The organism is Enterobacter asburiae (assembly GCF_001521715.1).
In the GTDB taxonomy this organism is placed as follows: Bacteria; Pseudomonadota; Gammaproteobacteria; order Enterobacterales; family Enterobacteriaceae; genus Enterobacter; species Enterobacter asburiae.
Genome location: NZ_CP011863.1, coordinates 1,387,375 through 1,411,245 on the forward strand (window position 1 = coordinate 1,387,375; position 23,871 = coordinate 1,411,245).

Genomic DNA, 23,871 nt, shown 5'->3' on the forward strand with positions numbered 1-23,871 from the left:
CTTCCATTCTGAACGATGCGTTGTCGTCTTTATCGCCCCGTAGCGGATATCAGAAAATCAATCAGGGCCTTTACTCTTTTCGTTTTACCCGCGTTTTTGGGGTAATAGAGATAGACTGGCGGGTAGGTTTTCCAGTAACTCTCCATCACGGGGATAAAGTACTCCCTGTCGGGCTGTAACTGCCAGATGGGTTCAAACAAACGTCCAATTCCCAGCCCGTTACGGATCCCGTCAGCCATAACGTCGATATCATTACTGATTAACTGCCCGGGCATCTCAACCGTCAACTGCTCTCCGCGGTCATTCAGGATCAACGGAAGGATGCGGTTGTTCGTAATAAAACGGTAGCCAATCAGCTTGTGTTGACTGAGGTCAGCCGGCACCTGAGGCATTCCATACTCGTTAATATAAGCTGAGGATGCATATAACCCTTCACGAAAGGGTTTCATTAACGGCCGCGCCACTACTCCACCCTCGAGGATATCGCCAAAACGGATCCCAAGATCAAAACGCTCTTCGATGATATTCACGGTACCGTCGTAAACCGAAATTTCCAGCTGTATACCCGGGTATTGCTGACAGAATTCCGCCATTGCAGGCTTAAGAATTAACAGATAGGCAAAACGCGAGAGCGTGATTCGCACGATACCAGAGGGCTCCTGATTCTGGTCGCGAATGCTTTCAAGCGAATGTTCCAGCGACTCCACCGCCGCAGCGGTCTGTTCCAGCAACAGCTGCCCGGTTTCCGTCAGCTCAATACGGCGGGTCGTACGCACAAAAAGCGGATGGCCAATATGATCTTCCAGCAGCTTAAGCGCATTGCTGACGGAGGGAGGCGTAATTTCCAGTTTTCTTGCGGCTGCCGAAATATTGCCCTCACGTGCAATGCTCTGAAAGATGCGTATCTGGTTATACAGGGCGTTATTCATAATGTGTTCCTAAAGCAATCTCCGCCTGATTATTAAGTACAGTCTAAAGATGCTTAAGTCAATGCTCCTCTAATCTTCGTGAAATTCGCCTCTTATACTTTTATCTCTTTCTACAACGACCTGAGTTCAGGAGACTATGATGCGAATTTTATGTCTGGATATCCCCGCACCTGGAGCATCGCTGGAAAAATATGCTCCACACCTTAACGCTGAAGCGCTACACGCCTGGGGATTGTATAAATCCGGCTTCATCCGCGACATCTACTTCCGTCAGGACAGACCTGGTGTCGCTATTTTTCTTGAATGTGACTCTGTCGATGAAGCGATGAACGTAATGGCCGAATTCCCGCTGGCAAAAGCTGGCTTATTAAGCTTTGAGTGCATTCCGCTTGGCTCCTTTATTAACTGGGAAAATCTCTTTGCCGCTGAATTTAAAAATAAATAGTGAGGCCCGATATGAAACCTGCAGATAAACCCGTGCTGTGTGTCGTTTCCAGTCATCCGATTAAAGGCGCATCCGGTGTACCAACCGGTTTTTTCCTGGCCGAGCTGACGCATCCGCTGAAAGTACTGGAAGATGCCGGACTAAAAACGATGATCGCCAGCATTCGCGGGGGTCAGCCGCCGGTGGATGGATTTGACCTCAGCGATCCTGTCAACGCCTGGTACTGGAACGAAACCGATTTTCAGCAGCGCCTGGCAACAACACCAGCGTTATCCGAGCTGAACGGTACCGATTACAGCGCCGTTTTCTTTGCGGGCGGCCATGGAACAATGTGGGATTTCCGCGACAGCCAGGATGCCCAGCGTATTATCCGCGAAGTATATGAAAGTGATGGGATTGTCTCAGCCGTCTGCCACGGACCTGCGGCACTGGTTGACGCAAAGCTCAGCAGCGGCGAATACCTGGTGAAAGGCAAAAACGTGGCGGCCTTTACCAACAAGGAAGAGGAAGAAGTTCACACCACAGATGTGGTTCCCTACCTGCTTGAGACTGCACTTCGCGAGCATGGCGCGCTTCATCATGAAGCCCCGAACTGGTCTGAAAATGTGGTTACTGACGGTCGCCTTATCACGGGGCAGAATCCCGCTTCAGCACACGGTGTCGGTGTGGCGCTGTTAAATGCCCTCCGCCAGTCAGCTTAATCCATTCATCTCTTTTTCACCGTTACTCACCCTCTTTGGCCGGTTTACGTCAGCAATGTTCCGGCCTTTTTACAGGAGCTGAATATGAAAACACTACCTTCCGTCGCGCTGGGCACATGGTCCTGGGGCACAGGTTTCGCCGGTGGCGACACCGTCTTCGGCAATCATCTTTCTGATACTCAGATGGCAGACGTGTTCACCACGGCCATGAGTAAGGGCCTCAATCTCTGGGATACCGCAGCAGTATATGGCATGGGGAGTTCCGAGGCAGCGCTGGGAGCATTAGTCCGTCAGTTCCCCCGCGAGGATATGATTTTATCCACCAAATTCACACCGCAGATTGCGAACGAACAGTCAGCGCAGCCTGTCAGCGATATGCTTGAGGCCAGCCTTGGACGTCTGGGTGTGGACGCGATTGATATCTACTGGATCCATAATCCCCTCGACGTTGAGAAATGGACGCCAGGACTGATCCCACTTTTACAAAGCGGTAAGGTCAAACGCGTAGGTGTTTCCAACCACAATCTGGCACAAATCAGACGCGCCAACGAAATCCTTAACGCTTCCGGTTATTCCCTCAGTGCAGTACAAAATCACTACAGCCTGCTCTATCGCGCTTCTGAAGAGGCCGGGATCCTTGATTATTGCCGAAAAAATAACATCACGTTCTTTGCTTACATGGTCCTGGAGCAAGGCGCGCTCAGTGGTCGTTATGATTCAAATCATCCCATGCCTGCCGGGAGTGGCCGGGCCGAAAGTTATAACGCTGTACTGCCGCAGATTGAAAGATTAACCGCCGCAATGAAAAAAATGGGAGCCGAAAGGAATGCCAGCGTTGCACAGATAGCCATCGCATGGGCTATTGCAAAAGGTACCCTTCCCCTCGTTGGTGCGACTAAAGCCCATCACGTGCTGGACGCCGCCTGCGCTTCAGACATCCAGTTACGCGATGAGGAAATCATCCTGCTGGAACAACTCGCCGCAGAGACCAGAGTGGATACACGAGGCGCCTGGGAAAAACCGATGGTGTAAAACCCATCCGGAACAGACTGTCATGAATCACATTCACGTATGGACAGTTCCGGGCGATCCTAATCTGTATCACTTTTACTGCTTTGTATGAAGGGTGAGAATATGAAAATCATTTGCCTTGAAGAACATTATCTCGACAGCGAGTTAGGGCGAGCGTGTATGCCTGTTGCGCTTGAGCAGGCGCCTTTCCTTGGCGACTTGGGGAAAACCGTCGCTGATGGTCATAATCCTGACCGAAGCCGGCCGCAGATAGAAAAGAATGCGCTGATAAACGCGAAAGGCGCTGATTTGGGAAGCCGCCGCCTCAGGGATATGGATGAGGCTGGAATTACCCTTCAGATCCTTTCTGTGGGCGGATTCCCCCAGCTGGCACCTAAGGATGAAGCGGTAACATTAAATACGGCGGCAAACGACCGCCTTGCCGGGGCGGTAAGAAATCATCCGGATCGCTTCGCGGCATTTGCCACTCTTCCCTGGGCACAGCCGGAAGAAGCTGAAAAAGAGCTTGTCCGCGCAGTTGAAGAACTGGGGTTTAAGGGGGCACTTCTGAATGGCCGACCCTCTTCATGCTTTCTCGATCATCCTGACTATGACTCCCTGCTTTCCCGCTTTAATAAACTGAATGTGCCACTCTATCTTCATCCCGGATTACCGTTTAAAAGCGTGCAACAGGCCTACTTCACGGGCTTCAGCGCAGAGGTCAACGCCCGGCTCTCTATGTTTGGCTGGGGCTGGCATCACGAAGCCGGGATCCATTTGTTACGGCTGATGTTATCGGGCGTATTTGATAAATATCCCCACTTGCAGGTAATCAGTGGCCACTGGGGGGAGATGCTGCCCTTCTGGCTGCAGCGTCTTGATGACAGCCTTCCACTGGCTGCAACGGGTCTGTCACGCACGCTAACGAGAACCTTCCAGGAGCACGTTTACGTTACCCCGTCAGGTATGCTGTCGCTGCCGCACTTCCAGTTTATCTACGCGTTAATGGGGGCAGAAAGGATCCTGTTCTCCGTCGATTATCCCTATCAGACCCTGGACGGTGTAAAAACATTTATCGACTGTCTGCCGGTCAATAAGGCTGAAAAAGAGGCCATCGCGTTTCGCAATGCAGAACGTTTACTGGGCATCACGGCGTAGTTCACGGGTTCGTGATGACCGGTACAATGAGAACAGTCGACCATTATTAGTTTTTGTCTAAAAGTGAATGAGTCTTTACTGCTCTAAAAAAAATAATGGTGTCACTCTATACTGGGTTAAACATTCACCAAATATATTTAACTCATTGAAATGAAAAATATCCTTATTGTTTCAGGCCATCCTGAGCTTACCCATTCCGTCGCCAATGCCACGATCCTTGATGAAGTGGCGACCGCCCTTCCTGATGCTGAAATTCGTCGTCTGGACTGGCTCTATCCGGACGGCAAATTCAATATCGCTGCGGAGCAGGAAAGCCTGCTCAGGGCCGATGTGATTGTCTGGCAGTTTCCTTTTTCCTGGTATGGGCTGCCCGGGTTAATGAAACAATGGCTGGACGAGGTCTTTGTCCACGGCTTCGCGCATGGCTCAACGGCGAAACTGGGCGGTAAAAAGCTGCTCCTCTCCTTCACTACAGGGGCGCCACAGGCGCTCTATACCGCTGACGGTTTCTTTGGCCATGCCATTGAAGAGTATCTTATTCCGTTCGAGACCACGGCAAAACTGTGCAATCTTGAGCTGCTGGCGCCTGTTTATACCTGCGGTATCAGCTATGCCGACCGGGATGCCGACAAAATCGCGCAGCAAAAAACGCTTGCCCGGGAACACGCTTCAAGGCTTGTCGATCTGCTCAATTCCGTCGTGAATAATCCAGAGGGAGAATAACGATGCAGTATACCCGGCTCGGTAAAAGTGACTTACTTGTCTCCCGCATCTGCATGGGGTGTATGGGGTTTGGCGACCCGTTAACGGGCCAGCATAGCTGGACGCTGGACGAAACAGCAAGCCGCGACATTATCCGCTACGGTCTCGAAAAGGGTATCAATTTTTACGATACCGCTATCGCCTATCAGAACGGCTCCAGCGAGCGGTACGTTGGCCGGGCGCTACGGGAGATGGCGAAACGCGATGACGTCGTGCTGGCCACCAAGTTTCTGCCGCGAACACCCGCGCAAATTTCCGAAGGTATCAGCGCAAAGCAGGCGATAGCCCGATCGCTCGACCAGAGCCTGCAGAATCTGGGGATGGACTACATCGACCTCTACATTTACCACATCTGGGATTACAACACGCCAGTTATTGAGGTGCTTGAAGCGCTTCATGCCGCCGTTACTGCGGGCAAAGTGCGCGCTATTGGTATTTCCAATTGCTATGCCTGGCAGCTTGCGAAAGCGAACGCCCTTGCCGAACGCGAAGGGCTGACGGCCTTTGTTTCCATGCAAAGCCACTACAACCTGATTATGCGTGAAGATGAACGAGAGCTCTTCGGTCTGTGCGCTGAAGATGATATCGCCATGACCCCCTATAGCGCGCTCGCCAGCGGCCGTCTCGCCCGGAAAGAAGGCCACACGCGGCGAGCCACGGAGGATGATTATGCGCGCGGGAAATATGACAGCACGGCTGAACAGGATCGGCTCATTATTGAGCGTGTCGCCGAACTTGCTGAACGACATCAGGTGTCCATGACGGAAATCTCACTCGCCTGGCTGCTGACAAAAGTCACGTCACCTGTCGTAGGGGCCACAAAAAAAGATCACGTCGATGGCGCGGTAAACGCCGTAAATCTTCAACTGAGCCCGGAGGAAATCCGGTTTCTGGAAGAAACCTACCAGCCACATGTTCTGACGGGGATCATGGCGCAAAACACGCCGCAAACGAAAGACGTTAAGCAGGTCTGGACGCGGTAGTCCTTATTCACTTTCATGAAAGCTTATGAGGAGGAAGGATGATTTTTAAAACAGTGGTAGCCACTCTTTTCACCCTCTCCGGGCTCGCGTCAGCCCTGGCAGCAACGCCTGCTTATTACATCGCAGAGTTTCAGGCGACCGATCTTGACGCTATCAAACCGTACAGCGCTCAGGTTGAATCCACCTTCAGACCTTTTGGTGGACGCTTCATCGTCAGAGGACGTGAACCCGATGTTAAAGAAGGGTTTGGAGCACAGGGCAGACTGGTTGTAATCAAGTTTGAGAGTCTCAAAAATGCCCAGGACTGGTATAGCTCGGCCGCGTACCAGAAGATCATTCCTATCCGACACCGTGCCGGCAATTCGCGAACCTATATCGTAGAAGGATTGCCAGAACTGGCTCCTGTTACACCATAGCGTTTTACAATCCTGTTAAGACAAAGGAGATTTATGATGGTGTTACTTCAGCGCAGAGCAGCAGCATTGTTTTTGTTTGCCTTTATCTTCCTCATGCCCATTAGTCATGCTCATAGCCGTGAAAAGACCGACATTAAAACGCTCGTTATCGTCTCTCACCCTTATCCGGAACGCTCAGTTCTGACAAAAGGGCTGCAGGAAGCCGCTGAGAGTCTGGAAGGCGTGACGGTTCGCAACCTTGAGACGCTGTATGGCTATGACACACGTCGGATTAATGGCGACGCGGAGCGAAAAATGATGCGTGAGCACAGGCGTGTTGTTTTTATCTTCCCGACACACTGGTTCAACATTACACCAATGATGAAGGCCTGGCTGAATGAAACCTGGGGAAGTGTCGGACCCGGTCTTTGGCAGGGAAAGGAGATGTTTATTGTCAGTACGGCTGCGGGGGGAAGCTCTACTTACGGCCGGACGGCAGGATCGGGGTATCGCTTGCGGATGTGTTTTTACCGATGAAGGCAAGCGCCCTGCATGCAGGTATGACGTGGCTTCCTCCCCTGATCTTTGAGAGCGCCAGCAGCGATCGGTTACCTTCTTACCAACACCAACTTATAGAACGTCTTAAACAGCCATTTCAGTAAAAGGATCATTGTGAAAAAGACTATTATGCTTTTAATTTGCATGCTGATAAGCAGCCCTGTCTTTGCAACAAAACAGGACGCGCCCGATAAGCGAGTGATGAATCTCTTTGAGCTCGGCGTCAGGCCCGATCGGGACAAAGATTTTGCAGACGTAGCCAGACAGACGATTTCCGCTTCGGTTGATCATGAAGCAGGTACGCTGGCGATGTACGCCCTGCACCGCAGCGACAATCCACGTCAGGCATTCATGGTCGAACTCTATGAAAACGAAAGTGCTTACCGCAAACATCTGAATGCCGAACCATATAAGGCATTCGCTGCCCGGGCACCTGACATTATCGATCGGAAAAATAAAATCACCCTGGAGCCCCAATTTCTTGGGGACAAACACATCATACCGGATGAGCGAACCATTAATAATCTGGTAATCGTCGAGGTAAAGCCTGAATTTCAGACCGAGTTTAAAACCATCGTCCTGCCCGAAATGGCGGAATCGCTCAAAGTAGAGAAAGGCGTATTAGCGATGTATGCCGCTACAGATTCACAGACTCCGAGCCGCTGGTATTTCTATGAGATTTACGCCAGTGAGGAAGCGTATCAACTGCACCGACAAACGCCACACTTCCGTGACTATCTCAGGCAAACGGCGCATATGAGCGCCAGTAAGAACGCTATCCCGGTAAAACCGGTATTTCTTCGTAACAAAGGCGGAATCAAACAGGATCCGCACCGTTGACCAGTGAGGATTGACATGAAAAGCGTAATTGCAGCAGCGGCCATGTCGCTTGTTATTTCTGATTTTGCTAATGCTGAGGAAACAAGAGGTAAAACTATGATGAAAATTGAACCTTCAACAATTTCGGAAGCTGATATTCGTTCCGTCTCACCGGCTCTTGCGCGCTTTGGTCGAGAAGCGATTACTGAAGATCTGTGGACACGCGATGCCCTCTCGCCCAGGGATCGTAGTATGGTGACCGTCGCCATGCTAATTGCCAGAAACCAGCCTGGCGACCTTAAGCACTATATAGACATTGCCCTTGATAATGGCGTTACGCCAGCGGAGTTGTCAGAAATCATTACCCATCTGGCGTTCTACTCAGGTTGGTCAAATGCCATGTCAGCCGTCAGCGTGACCAAAGCAGTATTTGAAACTCGTGGCGTCACGGCAGATGTACTTCCTGAAGCTTCTCCGGACCTGCTTCCTCTCAATCAGGAAGCAGAAAAGCAGCGTTCAGAGACAGTGGAAAAAAATGTTGGCCCAATATCTCCGGGCCTGGTTAAATTCACTACAGATCCACTGTTCCTGGATCTCTGGCAAAGACCCGCGCTGAAACCCCGCGACAGAAGTATGATTACGGTCAGCGCGTTAATCGCATCCGGACAGAGCGCGCAGATTGGCTACCACCTCAATAGAGCAATGGATAATGGACTTTCTGTTGAGGAAGCTGGTGAGATCGTTACCCAGGCCGCGTTCTACGCTGGCTGGCCAAACGCATTTACTGCTGCTCCGGTTGTCGGAGAGGTGCTAAACAATCGATCATTGAGTAAAAGGTAATATTACTGAACACTAAAACCTGACGCACATCACAAAATTAGAACGAACAGTTCATGAACCAACAGGCGTGACATCGAGTGATTTATGGACAGCGTTTAACACAGTTATGAACCAAAACTGAGTTCATAACTGTGAGTTTGTATCGCCATATGATTAATATCCATTTAAAACAGTTTGTTATACTGTTTCTGGTACTGTCGTAAATTATGTATATTCCTCAAACCCAGAATAGTTAAATGTGATATGGACATCAGAGAAGAAGCCATAAACCGTTCAGTTCAGTCAAAACCCTCATAGCTGCCTTCCCTCTCACATCAATGCAGTGGCCTTTTGGCCACTGTATCGGTTACTGAGGAGGTTATCTTTTATTCAGATATTTATTGAAGAATGCCGTGATGTTATCGAACGGGATCTTATCCATACGATCATATAAATCGACATGCGTGGCATCTTTAACAATCAGAAGCTCTTTTGGCTGATTTGCCGCTTCATAAGCCGTTCTGGAGAAGTAAAGCGAATGCGCTTTTTCGCCATGAATGAACAGGATTGGACGCGGAGAAATTTCCTTAATGTATGTCATCAGCGGGAAATTCATGAAGGACATCGGCGTTGTCACGGACCATGAATTGCCAGAATTGACGGCTCGTGGATGATATCCGCGCTTGGTCATGTAATAGTCCGCATAGTCCACGAGGAACTGTGCTTCACCGCCCTTCAGCTTGTTGTAGGCTGGCTGGTAGGCCGGTTTGCCGTTTGCCGCATCTTCCCAGCGCTGTAGGCTCATCTTCTCCAGGGCCTGCTCGCGTTGCTCCGGTGTTACGCTGTCATTGTAACCTTTCGACATCACGCGGCTCATATCGTACATGGTGCTGGCAACCACTGCTTTTACGCGTTTATCCACGGCAACAGCATTCAGGGCAATCCCCCCCATACCACAGATACCTATGACACCGATACGTTCACGATCCACATAAGATTGCAGTCCAATAAAATCGACTGCTGCCATAAAGTCTTCGGTATTAATATCAGGTGAAGCAATATTACGGGGTTCCCCACTACTTTCACCGGTATAAGACGGATCAAATGCCAGCGTCACGAATCCGCGCTCGGCTAAGGTTTGCGCATAGAGACCAGAGGCCTGCTCTTTTACCGCGCCAAAAGGCCCGGAAATAACAAGTGCAGCAAGCTTCTTATTTCCGCGATCTTTTGGGAGATACACATCAGCAGCCAGCGTAATGCCGTAACGGTTTTTAAAAGTCACTTTTTGATGATCCACTTTGTCGCTCCTTGGGAAGGTTTTATCCCACGTCTGAACCAGACGCGGTGAAGAGTCTGTTGCGCCTGGTGCAGGCTGGGCGAACGCAGCTTCTGTTGAAATCAGAGCCATCGCTCCGGCAAGGAGTGCGCCGTTTAAGAATCGCGTTGAAGATTTTGTCGTCATGCTATTAAAACCTTTCATTCAGTGAATTCAGGGTTGTTATTTTGGGAGTCTTTAACGAAAGGTGTTATTAAAATACTCTGCATTATTTGCCCGATCCTCTAAACCTTATGCCAAAGCGTATATTTCAGTTTTCATAACTGCTACGTTGATTACGTCGTAAAATGTGAGGCATTACAGAATGATTTCAGACAAGTCGGTTGAGAAACTACTCGGTAAGCTTTCCCGGGAGATTGCTCAGCGCACGCCCTGTACCGGTGATTTCCCTACAGCCGTAGAAGGACTGGAATTATTCCGGCGGAACGAACCCGCTTCGCCGGTGAGCTGCCTGGTCCCTCCCAGTATCGTTCTGGTAGCCGACGGCGCGAAGATCATGTGGGTTGGTGGTGAACCTTATGAATATAATGCGGAAAAATTCCTGATCACGTCTCTCGACCTCCCAGCCAGTTCTGAAGTACTACAGGCGTCGGCAACCCGCCCCTGTGTCGGTGTAGCCTATAAACTTGACCAGCGCGTGCTGATGGAATTAATTGCACAGGGAAGCCTGCCGCCCGTCAAAAAACGAGACGCGGGAACGGGTGTAGGGATCGGTACAGTTACTGATGTTTTGCTGGAGCCCTTCTGCCGCCTGCTCTCTTTGCTTGACGAGCCTCAAGCCATTCCTGTTCTCGGGCCGCTGATTCAAAGAGAGATACATTACAGGCTTTTGATGAGCGATCGGTCCGATCATATCAGGCAGATTGCCGCAGTAGACGGCCATGGCTACCGTATAGGTAAAGCTATCGACTGGTTAAAGACCCATATCGCGTCACCTTTACGTGTCGAGGAGTTGGCAAGCCGCGTGCAAATGAGCACGCCCTCTTTCCACCAACATTTCAGACAGCTTGCGGGAATGAGTCCGCTCCGTTATCAGAAATGGCTGCGCCTCAATGAAGCCAGACGACTGATGCTGAATGAGCATTACGATGTCACCACAGCGGCCTATGCTGTCGGTTACGAAAGCTTATCCCATTTCAGCCGGGAATATTCGCGGATGTTCGGTCAATCGCCTAAGAGGGATATTACTGTGTTGAGAAAGTCAGCCGGTAAGCTTTAGTATTTCCTGAGCTGACATGTTTCACTGCGAGAATATGAAGTGATATTTCTATCACCCGATGGGCTTATTCCCTATCCTGTTCCGGCACTCAAGGAATGAGAGATACAAAACGTTGATTATTAATATGATTAAAATAGTATCCCGTCGCCTGCAACACTGTAACGAGGTGGCTACCAGCATAAGCAATGCCTCCCCGACACAGCTGCAACAGCTAAAGACTGAGTTGGCTGACGAAATGGGCAAACCTGTAGGTCTACACACCATGGGTATTCCAGCGGCGATTAGTACCCTCGGGGTGATTGTCAGTTTCGCGATTCCTCAGCTGTGGCTGGGGTATGGCATACTCGCCGGACTCAACCAACCAGCGGAACACGTATTCGTCTGGGTTGTCCTGATCGCCCTTCTGTTCGCTGGCCTTAACGGCGTGACGATGTTTATGATTGGCAAAGGCAGCATGCGCGTCGTGAGGTTACACCTTACGCTGGCGGTGATAAGCCTGGTATTAACAGCAGCCTAACTGCTGGTCGCGCTGAGCGGTAGCGCAGCTCCGGGCGTCAGTCTGACCGCGGCGCTAGTGAGTATCGGCATGCTACTGCTTAGCGGCACCTGTATCCTTTCAACCGCCTTCTGGCTTTGTTGAATAAATCGAACTTTTGCTGAGTTGAAGGATCAGATCACGTATCTTCCCGACAACGCAGACCGTTCCGTGGCAAAGCAAAAGTTCAAAATCACCAACTGGCCCACCTACAATAAAGCCCTCATCAACCGTGGCTCCATAACTTTCTGGCTGGATGATGAAGCTATTCAGGCCTGGTATGAGTCAGCAACACCTTCTTCACGAGGCAGACCTCAGCGCTATTCTGACCTTGCCATCACTACTGTGCTGGTCATTAAACGCGTATTCAGGCTGACCCTGCGGGCTGCGCAGGGCTTTATTGATTCCATTTTTTCTCTGATGAACGTTCCGCTACGCTGCCCGGATTACAGCTGTGTCAGCAGGCGGGCAAAGTCGGTTAATGTCAGTTTCAAAACGCCCACCCGGGGTGAAATCGCACACCTGGTAATTGATTCCACCGGGCTGAAGGTCTTCGGTGAAGGCGAGTGGAAAGTCAAAAAGCATGGCCAGGAACGCCGCCGTATCTGGCGTAAGCTGCATCTCGCCGTTGACAGTAAAACACATGAAATCATCTGCGCTGACCTGTCGCTGAACAACGTTACGGACTCAGAGGCCTTCCCCGGGTTAATCCGGCAAACCCACCGGAAAATCAGGTCAGCCGCCGCCGATGGCGCTTACGATACCCGGCTATGTCACGATGAACTGCGGCGTAAGAAAATCAGCGCGCTTATCCCTCCCCGAAAAGGTGCGGGTTACTGGCCCGGTGAATATGCAGACCGTAACCGTGCAGTGGCTAATCAGCGAATGACCGGGAGTAATGCGCGGTGGAAATGGACAACAGATTACAACCGTCGCTCGATAGCGGAAACGGCGATGTACCGGGTAAAACAGCTGTTCGGGGGTTCACTGACGCTGCGTGACTACGATGGTCAGGTTGCGGAGGCTATGGCCCTGGTACGAGCGCTGAACAAAATGACGAAAGCAGGTATGCCTGAAAGCGTGCGTATTGCCTGAAAACACAACCCGCTACGGGGGAGACTTACCCGAAATCTGATTTATTCAACAAAGCCCCGCCTTCTTTAAGATGCTGCTGTTTACTCTGCATAATCGTGCCTGGCGCAAGCTTCTCAGCCAGACGCGTGCTAAAACAGCGCGCTAAGCGTTCATCCCGTAAAAAACCAGCCATCGCTGGCGGTTTTTTTTATGGCGTTTTATGCCTGCGCAGCCAAATTAACTTGTACGCCGCAGGAATAATAAACAGCGATAACAGCGGCGCCGTGATCATCCCGCCAATCATCGGTGCCGCTATCCGGCTCATGACCTCTGACCCGGCACCGGTACCCCAAAGAATGGGCAGCAGACCGGCAATAATCACCGCGACGGTCATCGCCTTTGGCCGCACGCGCAGCACGGCGCCATGATAAAGAGCGTCATCAAGCCCTTGTTCGGTGAACGTGTCCCGATGGGACAACGCCGGCTGTGCCTCAACGGCATGACGCAAATACATCAGCATGACCACCCCAAATTCTGCCGCCACCCCGGCCAGAGCGATAAAACCGGTGCCGGTTGCCACAGACATATGGAAGCCCTGCCAGTAGAGGAACCATATCCCACCGACCAGGGCGAACGGCAGACTCATCAGGATCAGCAGCGCTTCATCCACGCGACGGAACGCCAGATACAGCAGAATAAAGATGATCATCACCGTCATCGGCACCATCAGCTTCAGTTTCTTGTTGGCGTGTTCGAGCAGCTCAAACTGCCCGGAGAATGAGACGCTGGTGCCCGGCCTCAGCTTTACGTTCTGACTAATGGCCGTCTTAATGTCGTTCACCACCGACACCATATCTCTGCCGCGAGCATCGATATAAATCCAGCTCGCAGGTCGGGCATTCTCCGTTTTCAGCATCGTGGGGCCGGAAACCACGTTGATGTCCGCCACATCGCCCAGCGTGATCTGCTGTTTCATCGGCGTGAGGATAGGCATCTGCTTCAACGCGCTCGGGCTGTTCCGGTAGTCCTGAGGATAGCGAATATTAATCGGGTATCGGGCGACGCCTTCCACCGTTTCACCCACCGTCGCCCCGCCGATGGCCGAGGAGACGAACAGCTGCACATCGCCCACCGTCATCCCGTAGCGGGAGGCTTTTTCCCGGTTGATATCGACATCAATGTAGCGCCCGCCCTCCAGACGTTCAGCCAGGGCAGACACCACGCCCGGCACCGTTTTGGCTACCGCCTCGATGCTCTGCGCCGTGGCGTCGATATCCGACAGAACGGTACCCGACACCTTGATGCCGATGGGGCTTTTGATCCCGGTGGAAAGCATGTCTATCCGGTTACGAATGGGCGGAACCCACAGGTTAGCCAGGCCGGGCAAACGAACGGTCTTGTCGAGTTCGTCAATAATCTTGTCAATCGTCATGCCGGGCCGCCACTCATTCTCAGGTTTGAGCTGAATCGTGGTTTCCACCATTTCGAGCGGCGCGGAATCCGTAGCCGTTTCGGCCTTACCCGTCTTGCCGAAAACAGAGGCCACTTCAGGGACGGTTTTGATTAACTTGTCCGTGGTCTGTAACAGCGCCGCCGCTTCTTCCGGAGAGACGCCCGGCAACGTTGACGGCATATACAGCAGATCGCCTTCGTTGATCTTCGGCAGGAACTCGCCGCCCACCTGGCTGAGAGGCCAGATCACCGTGAAGATGGATAAGGCCGCAACCAGCAGGGTTGTTTTTGGCCAGTGGAGCACCTTAATCAGTAGCGGGTGGTAGGCTTTAATCAGCAGCCTGTTCAGTGGGTTACTGGTCTCAGCGGGAATTTTACCCCGGATCCAGAACCCCATCAGGATGGGGATAACGATGATCGCCAGCGCGGCCGCGCCCGCCATGGAGTACGTTTTGGTGAAGGCCAGCGGACCAAACAGCCGCCCTTCCTGACCCTCAAGGGTAAAGACAGGAATGAAGGATAAGGTGATGATCAGCAGGCTGATAAACAGCGCGGGGCCAACCTCGACAGAGGCGTTGGTGATCACCTTCCAGCGGGTGGCGTTATCAATCTGCTCTCCCGGATGCTGGCGATCCCACTCTTCCAGCCGTTTGTGCGCGTTTTCAATCATGACGATGGCGGCATCCACCATCGCGCCGACCGCAATGGCAATGCCGCCCAGCGACATGATATTGGCGTTCATCCCCTGGAAATGCATGACGATAAAGGCAATACACAGGCCAAGCGGCAGAGAGATAATCGCGACCAGCGCAGAGCGGACGTGCCACAGGAACAGGGCGCAGACGATGGCCACCACGATAAACTCTTCAAGCAGTTTAGAACTCAGGTTGTCGATTGCCCGATCGATGAGCTGACTGCGATCGTAGGTAGTCACTATCTCAACGCCTTCCGGCAGGCTGGCCTTCAGCGTCTCCAGCTTATCTTTCACCGTCGAAATGACTTCACGCGCGTTTTTGCCCGAACGCAGGATCACCACGCCGCCCGCAACTTCCCCCTGCCCGTTCAGCTCGGCAATACCGCGCCGCATTTCCGGCCCCGTTTGAACGCGGGCAACATCACGAAGGTAAATCGGTACCCCGTTTTCTCCGGTTTTCAGGACAATGTTATTGAAATCGTCCATCGTCTGCAGATAGCCGCTGGCCCGGACCATATACTCCGCTTCCGCCATTTCAACTGACGATCCCCCTGCCTCCTGGTTAGACGACTCAAGGGCCTGCTTAACCTCCGGCAGGCTAATGCCGTACTGAGCCAGCTTTAACGGATTGACCTGGATCTGATACTGCTTCACCACGCCGCCGACAGAGGCCACTTCGGCCACGTTCGGGATCGTTTTCAGCTCAAATTTCAGGAACCAGTCCTGCAGCGAGCGCAACTCCGCGAGATCGTGTTTTCCGCTGCGATCCACCAGCGCATACTCAAATATCCAGCCCACGCCGGTGGCATCAGGACCGATTTCAGAGCTCACACCGGCAGGCAGCTTGCCCTGAACCTGGTTCAGATACTCCAGCACGCGCGAACGGGCCCAGTACAAATCGGTTCCGTCTTCAAAAATGACGTACACGTACGAATCACCAAACTGCGAAAAACCGCGCACGGTCTTTGCGCCGGGAACCGACAGCATGGTGGTAGTCAGTGGATAGGTCACCTGGTTTTCAACAATCTGCGGGGCCTGGCCGGGATAGCTGGTTTTGATAATTACCTGAACGTCAGAGAGATCGGGCAAGGCATCGACCGGAGTGTTGATAATGGTCCATGTCCCCCAGACGCTGAGAAACAGCGCCCCCATCATGACCAGGAAACGGTTGGCGACCGACAGCCGGATAATCCATTCAATCATCATCGTCTCCTTAATGGCCAGAGTGCGCGCCGTCAGCAGCTTCAGCGTGACGCATGCGCTCCAGCGCGCCGGTAATATTGGCCTCCGAGTCAATCAGGAACAGACCGCTGACCACTACCGACTCCCCCTCTTCCAGTCCGCTACCAATGCCGGACTGCTGCTGAGATTCATGCAGTACGTGGATCCTTTTCGGTATAAAATTCCCGTCCGCATCAACCGTAATCACGCGCTGTTCTTTGCCGGTATCGATAACGGCCTGGGAGGGGATCAGCAGCATTTCCTGACTTTGGGTATTCAGCTTCAGGTACGCGTTCATGCCCGGCTTCAGCAGCTCATCCTTGTTAGCGACCTGCAGGCGCACCTGCAGCGTACGGGTGGTTGGATCCACGCTCGGCAGAAGACTCCATTTTTCAACCGGGAAGGATTTATCCGGCCAGGCCGGTATCGAAACAGCAAACTGCGAGGTCTCTTTCAGCAGATAAGCAATGGATTCAGGCACTGCCGCGCCGATCCAGACCGGATCCATCCCCTGAATTTGCGCTACCACCTTATCTTTAGAAATATTCATGCCGGTACGCAGGTCAAAGGCCGTGATCGCCCCGTCGATCGGCGCCCTGATGGTAAACCGGGTCTGGATAGTGCGGGTCGCACGCAGCCTCTGAATATCGTCATCCGGCATACCCGCCAGCCGAAGCCGTTCCAGAACCCCTTTAATTTGCGTCGGCGTTCCGCCTGTGCCGGATAACAGCAGAAACTCGCTCTGCGCCTCGACCCAGTCAGGAATGGTAATATCGATAAGCGGCGTGCCTTTCTTCACCTTATCGCCCGTCGTCAGCGGGTACACTTTCTCCACGAAGCCTTCCGCGCGCGCCTGCACAATGACAAACTGATAGTCGTTATAGCTGACGTTAGCCGGGATCGTCTGGGCATAGTTCAGCGTTCCGCGCGTCACCTTTTGCGTTTTTAATCCCAGGTTCTGAACCTGCGTTGGATCAATACGGATACCGGCACTGCTTTTACTGTCGTTTTCATCCGCATATTTCGGCACCAGATCCATATCCATAAACGGCGATTTGCCGGGCTTATCGAATTTCACGTCTGGCTTCATCGGGTCATACCAGAAAAGCACCTTTCTTTCTGGTGCGCTATTTTCCGTTTTCTCAGATGAATGAATCGCCTGCCATGCCGTCACCGATATCAGCCATCCCGCAATAAGGCTGCTGACTATCAAGGCAGCATATTTTATTTTTAATGAGGCCATGCCGTTTCTCGCTATTTAATGCTCTTGAGTAAAGAGAGATTGCCCTGCTGAACAAACGAGAAATTCACGTGACTGCCGACTTTTAAGGCATTGATACTCTCGTCAGCCTGAATAAAGGTGAAACGCATGGTCATCGCAGGCCAGCCAATTTCCGGGATCGCTTCATGGGAGATCGTGACTTTTTTATTTGTGAAATCAATGTCCTTCACGATACCGGTCCCGGTGATGAGCTGCTCTGAGGTCCCTTCGCTGGCAGCACTCATCATTTCGTGCTGATGAACCTCAGCCTGGAGGCCGGCAGAAAACACAATGGAGATCGCACCAAATACAACGGCCTTAAGTGAATTGCGCATGGTTTTTTTCCTGTTTAATTAAATAACGTTATTCGACCCAACCGCCGCCGAGCGCGGTGAAGAGATTAATTTCATTAACCTGCCGGGCATAAATAAGGTCGAGAATATTTTGCTGCGTGGAGAAAAGAGAACGTTCCGCGTCAAGCACTTCGATATAGCTGACAGCGCCGCTGGAATATAACCCTCTGGCCCGCTGCTGGGTGATGCGTAGCGAATCAAGATACCGCTGCTGCGCAGCAAGCTGCTGGTTAATGCTGTCTCGCAGCGCGAGCGCGTCGGCAACCTGTTTGAAGGCGGACTGAATTTTTTGTTCGTAATTCACAACCGACTGCTGCTGGCGAATTTCGGCCAGCTTAAGGTTGGCCTTATTTCTGCCCGCATTAAAAAAGGGAATTTCAATTTTAGGAATAAAATTCCACATCCCGCTCCCTGACGTGAACAGGCTGGACAACTCCGTGCTGCCGGTTGAAAGCCCGCTGGTGAGAGATATGGACGGGAAAAAGGCGGCGCGCGCCGCGCCGATATTCGCATCGGCCGCTTTAAGCTGATACTCCGCCTCCATAATATCCGGACGCTGCAGCAGTATCGCGGAGGAAAGATGAGGAGGCAGTTTTACCGGCGCAACGTCGCTGGCGTTCATGCCGCCGTCACCCGGCAGCGCGCGATAGGTGCCGAGGACCAGCTGCAGGGCATTATTGGCCTGCGCCAGCTCCCCCTCTCTTTTGGCTATATCTGCACGCGTGCTTTCGATCTGTCCCCGGGCCTGTTCCAGCGCCAGGACGTTCGTACTGCCCGTCACCAGCTGCTGCTCAACGAATGCATAAGACTGCCGGTAATTGTTCAGCGTATCCCGCGCGATACGCAGCTGTTTATACGCCAGCTGCTGGTTGAAATAGCTCTGCGACACGTTAGAGACGAGCAGGATATGCACCGCGCGACGGGACTCTTCACTGGCGAAATAGTTTTGTCGGTCGGCATCGCTCATGTTCTTCAGCTTGCCGAAGAAATCGAGTTCATAGCTAAGCGCAAGGCCCGCGTCGTACTGCTGCGCGGTGGGTTTGTCACTTTTCAGCCCGCCGCTGTACGTGATGCCCGAGGAGGCATTCAGCTGAGGATAACGATCCGCATCCGTCACATTGAACTGCGCCCGGGCTTCCTCGACCTTCAGGGCGGCCATTTTCAGATCGCGATTGTTTTTCAGGGCTTCCGTAATCAGCCCCGCAACCTGAGGATCGACGAAAAAGTTGCGCCAGCCGGTGTCCTGATACCCAGCCGCCGCGGGCGTCAGGCCGTTACGGGAGAGCGAAAACTGCCGGGGGACAGGTGCTTCCGGCCGCTGGTACTCCGGAGCCAGCGAGACGCAGCCTGCCAGAATAAATACCGTGCTGATGCTTAGTCGTTTTAACAGGAACATAACGGTTCAAATAAAGTCCAGAGTAGTTTTAGGGCTACTCTACGGAACGCATCCTGTTTGACGGGTGACAGGATAATGACAATGTTGTCATTTTTAGCGTAAGTCATTGTTAACGGCGGTATGCTCACTAGAATGTCATCAGCAGCCAGTCAGGGGAGCACGATGAAAATACTGATCGTCGAAGACGAAATGAAAACCGGTGAGTACCTGAGTAAGGGACTGACTGAAGCGGGGTTTGTGGTGGACCACGCGGATAATGGCCTGAACGGCTACCATCTCGCCATGACCGCTGAATACGATCTGCTGATTCTGGATATCATGCTGCCCGATGTGAACGGCTGGGACATTGTCCGCATGCTCCGCTCTGCCGGTAAAGGGATGCCCATCCTGTTACTCACGGCTCTCGGCACGATTGAACACCGGGTTAAAGGGCTTGAGCTGGGCGCGGATGACTATCTGATTAAGCCTTTCGCCTTTGCCGAGCTGCTCGCCCGGGTGAGGATGCTGCTGAGACGCGGAAATACGGTGATTGCGGAAAGCCAGCTTCAGGTGGCAGACCTGACGGTTGACCTCGTGTCGAGAAAGGTAAGCCGGGCCGGAAGCCGCATCTCGTTAACCAGCAAAGAGTTCAGCCTGCTGGAGTTTTTCATGCGTCATCAGGGAGAGGTGCTACCCCGCTCCCTGATTGCCTCCCAGGTGTGGGACATGAATTTTGACAGCGACACAAACGCGATTGATGTGGCGGTAAAACGGCTTCGCGCGAAAATCGATAACGATTTTGAACCGAAGCTGATCCAGACGGTGCGCGGCGTGGGCTATATGCTGGAGGTACCGGATGCGCGTTAAGCTTCCCGGGCGCCCCTTTTCTCTTGCCCTGCGGCTGACCTTTTTTATCAGCCTCTCCTCGATACTGGCCTTTTTCGCCTTTACCTGGTTTATGCTGCATTCCGTTGAAAAGCACTTCGCCGAGCAGGATATCAGCGACCTGCAGCAAATCAGCACCGCGATGCACCGCATACTTCAGTCTCCGGTCGATCCTGACCAAAAGAAAATCAGCAAGATCAAAGAGTCGATGGCCAGCTACCGCAACGTGGCTGTCCTGCTCCTGGATTCGCAGGGAAATACCCTGTTCAGCTCGGCGCAAGGGGCGGCACTGCGCCCTGCGATGAACACGGCGGATTTTAGCGAACACCGCCGCACACGGGATGTGTTTCTCTGGACGGTTGAAGACCCTGCCGAAAACATGCACGCCGGGTCCGACATGAAAATGGAAACGTACCGGATTATCGCCTCTTCAGGCACGGCGACGCTGCAGGGCAAAACGCAGAACTACGTGATGCTGATCGGGCTCTCCATTAATTTTCATCTGCACTACCTGGAGGCGCTTAAAAAGAATCTCCTGATGATTGCTGCGGCGATCAGCCTGCTGATTATTCTTGTCATTCGTATCGCAGTTCGTCAGGGACATTTGCCCCTGCGTAACGTCAGCAACGCCATCAAAAATATCACCTCAGAAAACCTGGACGCGCGGCTGGAGCCGTCCCGCGTGCCTGTTGAGCTGGAACAACTGGTCATCTCCTTCAACCATATGATCGAAAAGATTGAAGATGTCTTTACCCGCCAGGCGAATTTTTCCGCCGATATCGCGCATGAAATCAGAACCCCCATCACCAACCTGGTGACGCAAACGGAAATCGCGCTGAGCCAGAACCGCTCGCAGAAAGAGCTGGAAGATGTTCTGTACTCCAGCCTGGAAGAGTACAACCGGATGACCCGGATGGTCAGCGACATGCTTTTCCTGGCGCAGGCGGATAATAATCAGCTCATCCCTGACCGGGTGGTGTTTGATTTAAGTGCTGAGGTCATGAAAGTCTTTGATTTCTTCGAAGCCTGGGCGGAAGAACGCAACGTTACGCTGAAATTTAGCGGGATGCCCTGCCTGATAGAAGGCGATCCGCAGATGTTCAGAAGAGCAGTGAATAATCTGCTCTCCAATGCCCTGCGCTATACGCCAGCAGGGAAAGCAGTGACGGTTTCCATCAGAGAACAGGATGACGACGTTGAACTGATGATAGAAAATCCCGGTAAGCCGATCCCTCAGGAACATCTGGCAAAGCTGTTTGACCGTTTCTATCGCGTCGACCCGTCCAGACAGCGCAAAGGCGAAGGCAGCGGGATCGGGCTTGCCATCGTGAAGTCCATCGTCACCGCGCACCACGGGAAAGTCCGGGTAGAATCGGATGCAGTATCGACGCGCTTCATCCTCTCCGTGCCGGGAAAAGCGGTCTGAGCGTCAGCGCACGGCCCGACACACTTCCAGTACCTTTTCCCTGAGCCAGCGATGCCCCGGGTCCCGCTCCATACGCGGATGCCACATCTGTGACACCGTAATGGTCCGGGTTTTAAACGGCAGCTCAAAGACGTGTACGCACTCGTTCATCGGCTGATTGAGCAGGTACAGCGCCGGCACCATGGCAATCAGATCGGACGCCAGCGCCACGGATAGCGCAGTCGGAAATCCGGGCACCACGCTGGCGACCTTGCGCTTCATCCCCCGTTCCGCCAGCGCGTCATCGACAAACCCGTGTAACGATCCGTCCGGTGAAGCCACCACGTGGCCCCACGCGACATAATCGTCAAGGCTTACCTCGGGCCGTAATGACAGCGGATGTCCCTTACGCACCGCGCCAACAAATCGATCCTGAAAGAGCCTTTGCAGCCGTATTTCAGGCCCCATATTGCTCTGCACGCCGATCTCCAGGTCGACCAGCCCCTCGCGCAAATAGCGCGACGTTTTTTCAGGTTTTGGCGAGAAGCGGATGCACACCTCGGGCGCAACGCTCGCCACCGCCGCAATAAGCAGCGGCCCAAACGCCACCACAAAACCGTCGTTGGCTCTTATGGTGAACAGCCGCTCGAGATTTTCAACCTTTAGCGCGTCGGTGGAGGGCTGTAGCACCGCCCTCGCCTCATGTACGGCGCTTCTGGCGCGGTCCCGCGTGGCTTCGGCCCAGGGCGTCAGCACCATATGACGCCCGGCCCTCACCAGAATAGGATCGCCGGTCACCTCCCGCAGCCTGCTCAGGGTGCGGCTCATGGCGGAGGTGCTGAGGTTCAAACGTCGCGCCGCGCCCGCCACGCTGGCTTCGGCCAGCAGAACGTCGAGCGCAACCAGAAGGTTAAAGTCTGGATCGACCACGGTGACTCCTAAGATAAGGCGTTATATGCAACGATTAAGTGCAACTGATGCGTCTTCCGCCCTGTATACCGCATGATTATAGTTTCGTCATCACTATTCTTATGCGGAGTAACGACGATGACGCTATTTTCAAACCTGCCCGGCGATGAAGGCTTACCCGGTAATGAACGCGCCCGGGTCATGGCCGCCGTCATGACCACCACGCTGATGGGCGTCTTTGACGGCACCATGATCAACATCGCGCTGCCCTCCATGGCAAGGGCGATGCAGGTACCCGCAAACATTGCGGTCTGGTTCGCCAACGGTTACCTGCTGTCAGCGGCAATGACGTTAGCCATCTTCGCGGCGCTGGCGGCGCGCGTGGGCTATCGCCCGGTGTTTCTTGCCGGGCTTGCCACCTTTACGCTCACCTCGCTCGGCTGCGCGCTGGCAGCAACGCCGGAAATGTTAACCGGCATGCGTATTCTGCAGGGCATCGGCGGCGCGGCCACCCTGAGTATCGCCCCGGCGATCCTGCGCTCCGTTTTTCCGGGTCGACTGCTTGGCCGTATTCTGGGGCTGCACGCCCTGCTTATCGCCTCCAGCACGGCGATTGCCCCCGTACTGGGCGGAACGATACTGGACGCGCTGAGCTGGCAGTGGCTGTTCGCCATTAACATTATTCCGGGCAGCGTTGCCCTGCTGCTGGCGTGGCGGGCCTTGCCGCGGGAAACGGCCGTTGACCGCTCGCCCTTTGACGCGCCGGGCGCCGTGCTCTCCGCCGCGCTGTTAGGTTCGGCGATTATGCTGGCCGACAGCCTTCAGCGCGTGACGCAAGACATTAACCAGGCGGCCACAGGCTGGGGGCTGCTCACGCTGGTCAGCGCCCTCGCCTTTATCTGGCGGATTCGGCGCGCGCAAAGTCCCATACTGCCGCCCGTCATGTTCAAAAACGGACGCTTTACCCTCGCAGCCCTGACCTCGCTGGCCTCGTTTGTCAGTCAGGGCATCACCTTTGTCGCGCTGCCGTTCCTGTTTCAGAGCGTGTATGGCTACAGCCCGGTGGTCTCCGCGCTGCTGTTCACCCCGTGGCCGATTGGCATCGTGCTGATTGCGCCGCACGCGGGGCGCTGGGCAGATACGATTTCCGCGCCGCTGATCTCGACAGTCGGGCTGATGATTTTTGTTGGTGGACTGGTCCTGCTGGCGACGTTGCCGGACAATCCTTCCGCATGGAATATCTGCCTGCGCAGTCTGGTGTGCGGGATTGGGTTTGGCTGCTTTCAGAGTCCCAATAACCGGGAGATGCTCTCTAACGTGGCGCGGGAATATGCCAGCTACGCCTCCGGCGTGTTGTCGATTGTGAGGACATTCGGCCAGTGTCTCGGTGCCGCCGCGGTGGGCGTGCTGCTGGCCGCAACAGCTGGGGCAGATCATCAAACGCTTGACGACCGTGCCGTGCATCTGGCGCTGTGGATAGCCGTGATAGCCTCAACGGGATCTGTGTTGTTTAGCGTGAGCAGGCTGCGTAAAACGCGCGAATTGTCGGGTAAACCTGTGTAAACTTTATTG

Annotated in this window: 22 protein-coding genes and 1 pseudogene; 16 read left to right on the forward strand and 7 right to left on the reverse strand. The window is 53.4% G+C overall.

Annotated elements, in window-relative coordinates:
* Window positions 1–29 precede the first annotated feature (29 nt).
* Window positions 30–929, reverse strand: a complete 900-nt coding sequence (locus ACJ69_RS06935; RefSeq protein WP_059346748.1) for a LysR substrate-binding domain-containing protein — start codon at window positions 927–929, stop codon at window positions 30–32.
* A 139-nt stretch (window positions 930–1,068) separates the two neighbouring features.
* Between ACJ69_RS06935 and ACJ69_RS06940 the strand changes: the two genes are divergently transcribed.
* The 10 genes and pseudogenes from ACJ69_RS06940 to ACJ69_RS06985 all read left to right on the forward strand — a co-directional run bounded on the left by ACJ69_RS06940 (window position 1,069) and on the right by ACJ69_RS06985 (window position 8,601).
* Entirely contained in the window at window positions 1,069–1,374 is a 306-nt protein-coding gene (locus ACJ69_RS06940) for a hypothetical protein (RefSeq protein WP_045910563.1), read from the forward strand.
* 11 nt (window positions 1,375–1,385) lie between these two features.
* Window positions 1,386–2,075, forward strand: coding sequence for a type 1 glutamine amidotransferase domain-containing protein (locus ACJ69_RS06945; RefSeq protein WP_024908508.1), 690 nt, complete (start codon window positions 1,386–1,388; stop codon window positions 2,073–2,075).
* An 84-nt stretch (window positions 2,076–2,159) separates the two neighbouring features.
* Window positions 2,160–3,107, forward strand: coding sequence for an aldo/keto reductase (locus ACJ69_RS06950; RefSeq protein ID WP_024908509.1), 948 nt, complete (start codon window positions 2,160–2,162; stop codon window positions 3,105–3,107).
* A gap of 102 nt (window positions 3,108–3,209) precedes the next feature.
* Window positions 3,210–4,244 (forward strand): amidohydrolase family protein, encoded by a 1,035-nt coding sequence (locus tag ACJ69_RS06955; protein ID WP_054829717.1) that lies wholly within the window; start codon window positions 3,210–3,212, stop codon window positions 4,242–4,244.
* A gap of 150 nt (window positions 4,245–4,394) precedes the next feature.
* Window positions 4,395–4,967: an NAD(P)H-dependent oxidoreductase gene (locus ACJ69_RS06960; protein WP_032674800.1), complete on the forward strand. Its 573-nt coding sequence runs from the start codon at window positions 4,395–4,397 to the stop codon at window positions 4,965–4,967.
* 2 nt (window positions 4,968–4,969) lie between these two features.
* The gene (locus tag ACJ69_RS06965; RefSeq protein WP_059346749.1) at window positions 4,970–5,989 is read left to right on the forward strand and encodes an aldo/keto reductase; all 1,020 of its coding nucleotides are present in this window, start codon (window positions 4,970–4,972) and stop codon (window positions 5,987–5,989) included.
* A gap of 38 nt (window positions 5,990–6,027) precedes the next feature.
* Window positions 6,028–6,405, forward strand: a complete 378-nt coding sequence (locus ACJ69_RS06970) for a DUF1330 domain-containing protein (RefSeq protein ID WP_059346750.1) — start codon at window positions 6,028–6,030, stop codon at window positions 6,403–6,405.
* Between the two features lie 36 nt (window positions 6,406–6,441).
* Window positions 6,442–7,046: pseudogene (locus ACJ69_RS06975) on the forward strand (NAD(P)H-dependent oxidoreductase).
* A 40-nt stretch (window positions 7,047–7,086) separates the two neighbouring features.
* Entirely contained in the window at window positions 7,087–7,782 is a 696-nt protein-coding gene (locus tag ACJ69_RS06980; RefSeq protein ID WP_054829736.1) for a putative quinol monooxygenase, read from the forward strand.
* Between the two features lie 15 nt (window positions 7,783–7,797).
* Entirely contained in the window at window positions 7,798–8,601 is an 804-nt protein-coding gene (locus tag ACJ69_RS06985; protein ID WP_059346751.1) for a carboxymuconolactone decarboxylase family protein, read from the forward strand.
* Between the two features lie 358 nt (window positions 8,602–8,959).
* Here ACJ69_RS06985 and ACJ69_RS06990 read toward each other — a convergent pair whose 3' ends face one another.
* On the reverse strand, window positions 8,960–10,060 hold the full coding sequence (locus ACJ69_RS06990) for an alpha/beta hydrolase (protein WP_059346752.1): 1,101 nt from the start codon (window positions 10,058–10,060) through the stop codon (window positions 8,960–8,962).
* A 160-nt stretch (window positions 10,061–10,220) separates the two neighbouring features.
* On the opposite strand from ACJ69_RS06990, the gene ACJ69_RS06995 reads away from it, so the two are divergent.
* The 3 genes from ACJ69_RS06995 (at window position 10,221) to ACJ69_RS07005 (ending at window position 12,765) form a co-directional block, all read left to right on the forward strand.
* Window positions 10,221–11,135, forward strand: coding sequence for an AraC family transcriptional regulator (locus tag ACJ69_RS06995; RefSeq protein WP_059346753.1), 915 nt, complete (start codon window positions 10,221–10,223; stop codon window positions 11,133–11,135).
* Window positions 11,136–11,259: 124 nt separating this feature from the next.
* Window positions 11,260–11,652, forward strand: a complete 393-nt coding sequence (locus ACJ69_RS07000; protein ID WP_232248340.1) for a hypothetical protein — start codon at window positions 11,260–11,262, stop codon at window positions 11,650–11,652.
* A 189-nt stretch (window positions 11,653–11,841) separates the two neighbouring features.
* Window positions 11,842–12,765, forward strand: a complete 924-nt coding sequence (locus ACJ69_RS07005) for an IS5-like element IS903B family transposase (RefSeq protein ID WP_001118619.1) — start codon at window positions 11,842–11,844, stop codon at window positions 12,763–12,765.
* A gap of 187 nt (window positions 12,766–12,952) precedes the next feature.
* Here ACJ69_RS07005 and silA read toward each other — a convergent pair whose 3' ends face one another.
* Genes silA through ACJ69_RS07025 form a run of 4 tightly spaced genes read right to left on the reverse strand, consistent with a single transcriptional unit; the run spans window position 12,953 to window position 19,121 of the window.
* Entirely contained in the window at window positions 12,953–16,093 is a 3,141-nt protein-coding gene (silA, locus tag ACJ69_RS07010) for a Cu(+)/Ag(+) efflux RND transporter permease subunit SilA (RefSeq protein ID WP_059346754.1), read from the reverse strand.
* A gap of 10 nt (window positions 16,094–16,103) precedes the next feature.
* Window positions 16,104–17,354, reverse strand: a complete 1,251-nt coding sequence (locus tag ACJ69_RS07015) for an efflux RND transporter periplasmic adaptor subunit (RefSeq protein ID WP_059346755.1) — start codon at window positions 17,352–17,354, stop codon at window positions 16,104–16,106.
* Between the two features lie 11 nt (window positions 17,355–17,365).
* Window positions 17,366–17,707, reverse strand: a complete 342-nt coding sequence (gene cusF, locus ACJ69_RS07020) for a cation efflux system protein CusF (RefSeq protein WP_059346756.1) — start codon at window positions 17,705–17,707, stop codon at window positions 17,366–17,368.
* Window positions 17,708–17,735: 28 nt separating this feature from the next.
* Window positions 17,736–19,121: an efflux transporter outer membrane subunit gene (locus ACJ69_RS07025; protein ID WP_059346757.1), complete on the reverse strand. Its 1,386-nt coding sequence runs from the start codon at window positions 19,119–19,121 to the stop codon at window positions 17,736–17,738.
* A 162-nt stretch (window positions 19,122–19,283) separates the two neighbouring features.
* Here ACJ69_RS07025 and ACJ69_RS07030 point away from each other — a divergent pair, with 162 nt between their 5' ends.
* Both ACJ69_RS07030 and ACJ69_RS07035 read left to right on the forward strand, forming a co-directional pair.
* On the forward strand, window positions 19,284–19,967 hold the full coding sequence (locus ACJ69_RS07030) for a copper/silver response regulator transcription factor (RefSeq protein WP_059346758.1): 684 nt from the start codon (window positions 19,284–19,286) through the stop codon (window positions 19,965–19,967).
* Window positions 19,957–21,411, forward strand: coding sequence for a Cu(+)/Ag(+) sensor histidine kinase (locus tag ACJ69_RS07035; protein ID WP_059346759.1), 1,455 nt, complete (start codon window positions 19,957–19,959; stop codon window positions 21,409–21,411). The genes ACJ69_RS07030 and ACJ69_RS07035 overlap by 11 nt, the downstream gene beginning before the upstream one ends.
* Before the next feature lie 3 nt (window positions 21,412–21,414).
* On the opposite strand, the gene ACJ69_RS07040 is transcribed toward ACJ69_RS07035, so the two are convergent.
* Window positions 21,415–22,320 carry a LysR family transcriptional regulator gene (locus tag ACJ69_RS07040; RefSeq protein ID WP_059346760.1) on the reverse strand — a complete coding sequence of 302 codons (906 nt, stop codon included), beginning with the start codon at window positions 22,318–22,320 and terminating at the stop codon, window positions 21,415–21,417.
* Window positions 22,321–22,437: 117 nt separating this feature from the next.
* Between ACJ69_RS07040 and ACJ69_RS07045 the strand changes: the two genes are divergently transcribed.
* On the forward strand, window positions 22,438–23,862 hold the full coding sequence (locus ACJ69_RS07045; protein ID WP_059346761.1) for an MFS transporter: 1,425 nt from the start codon (window positions 22,438–22,440) through the stop codon (window positions 23,860–23,862).
* Window positions 23,863–23,871 lie beyond the last annotated feature (9 nt).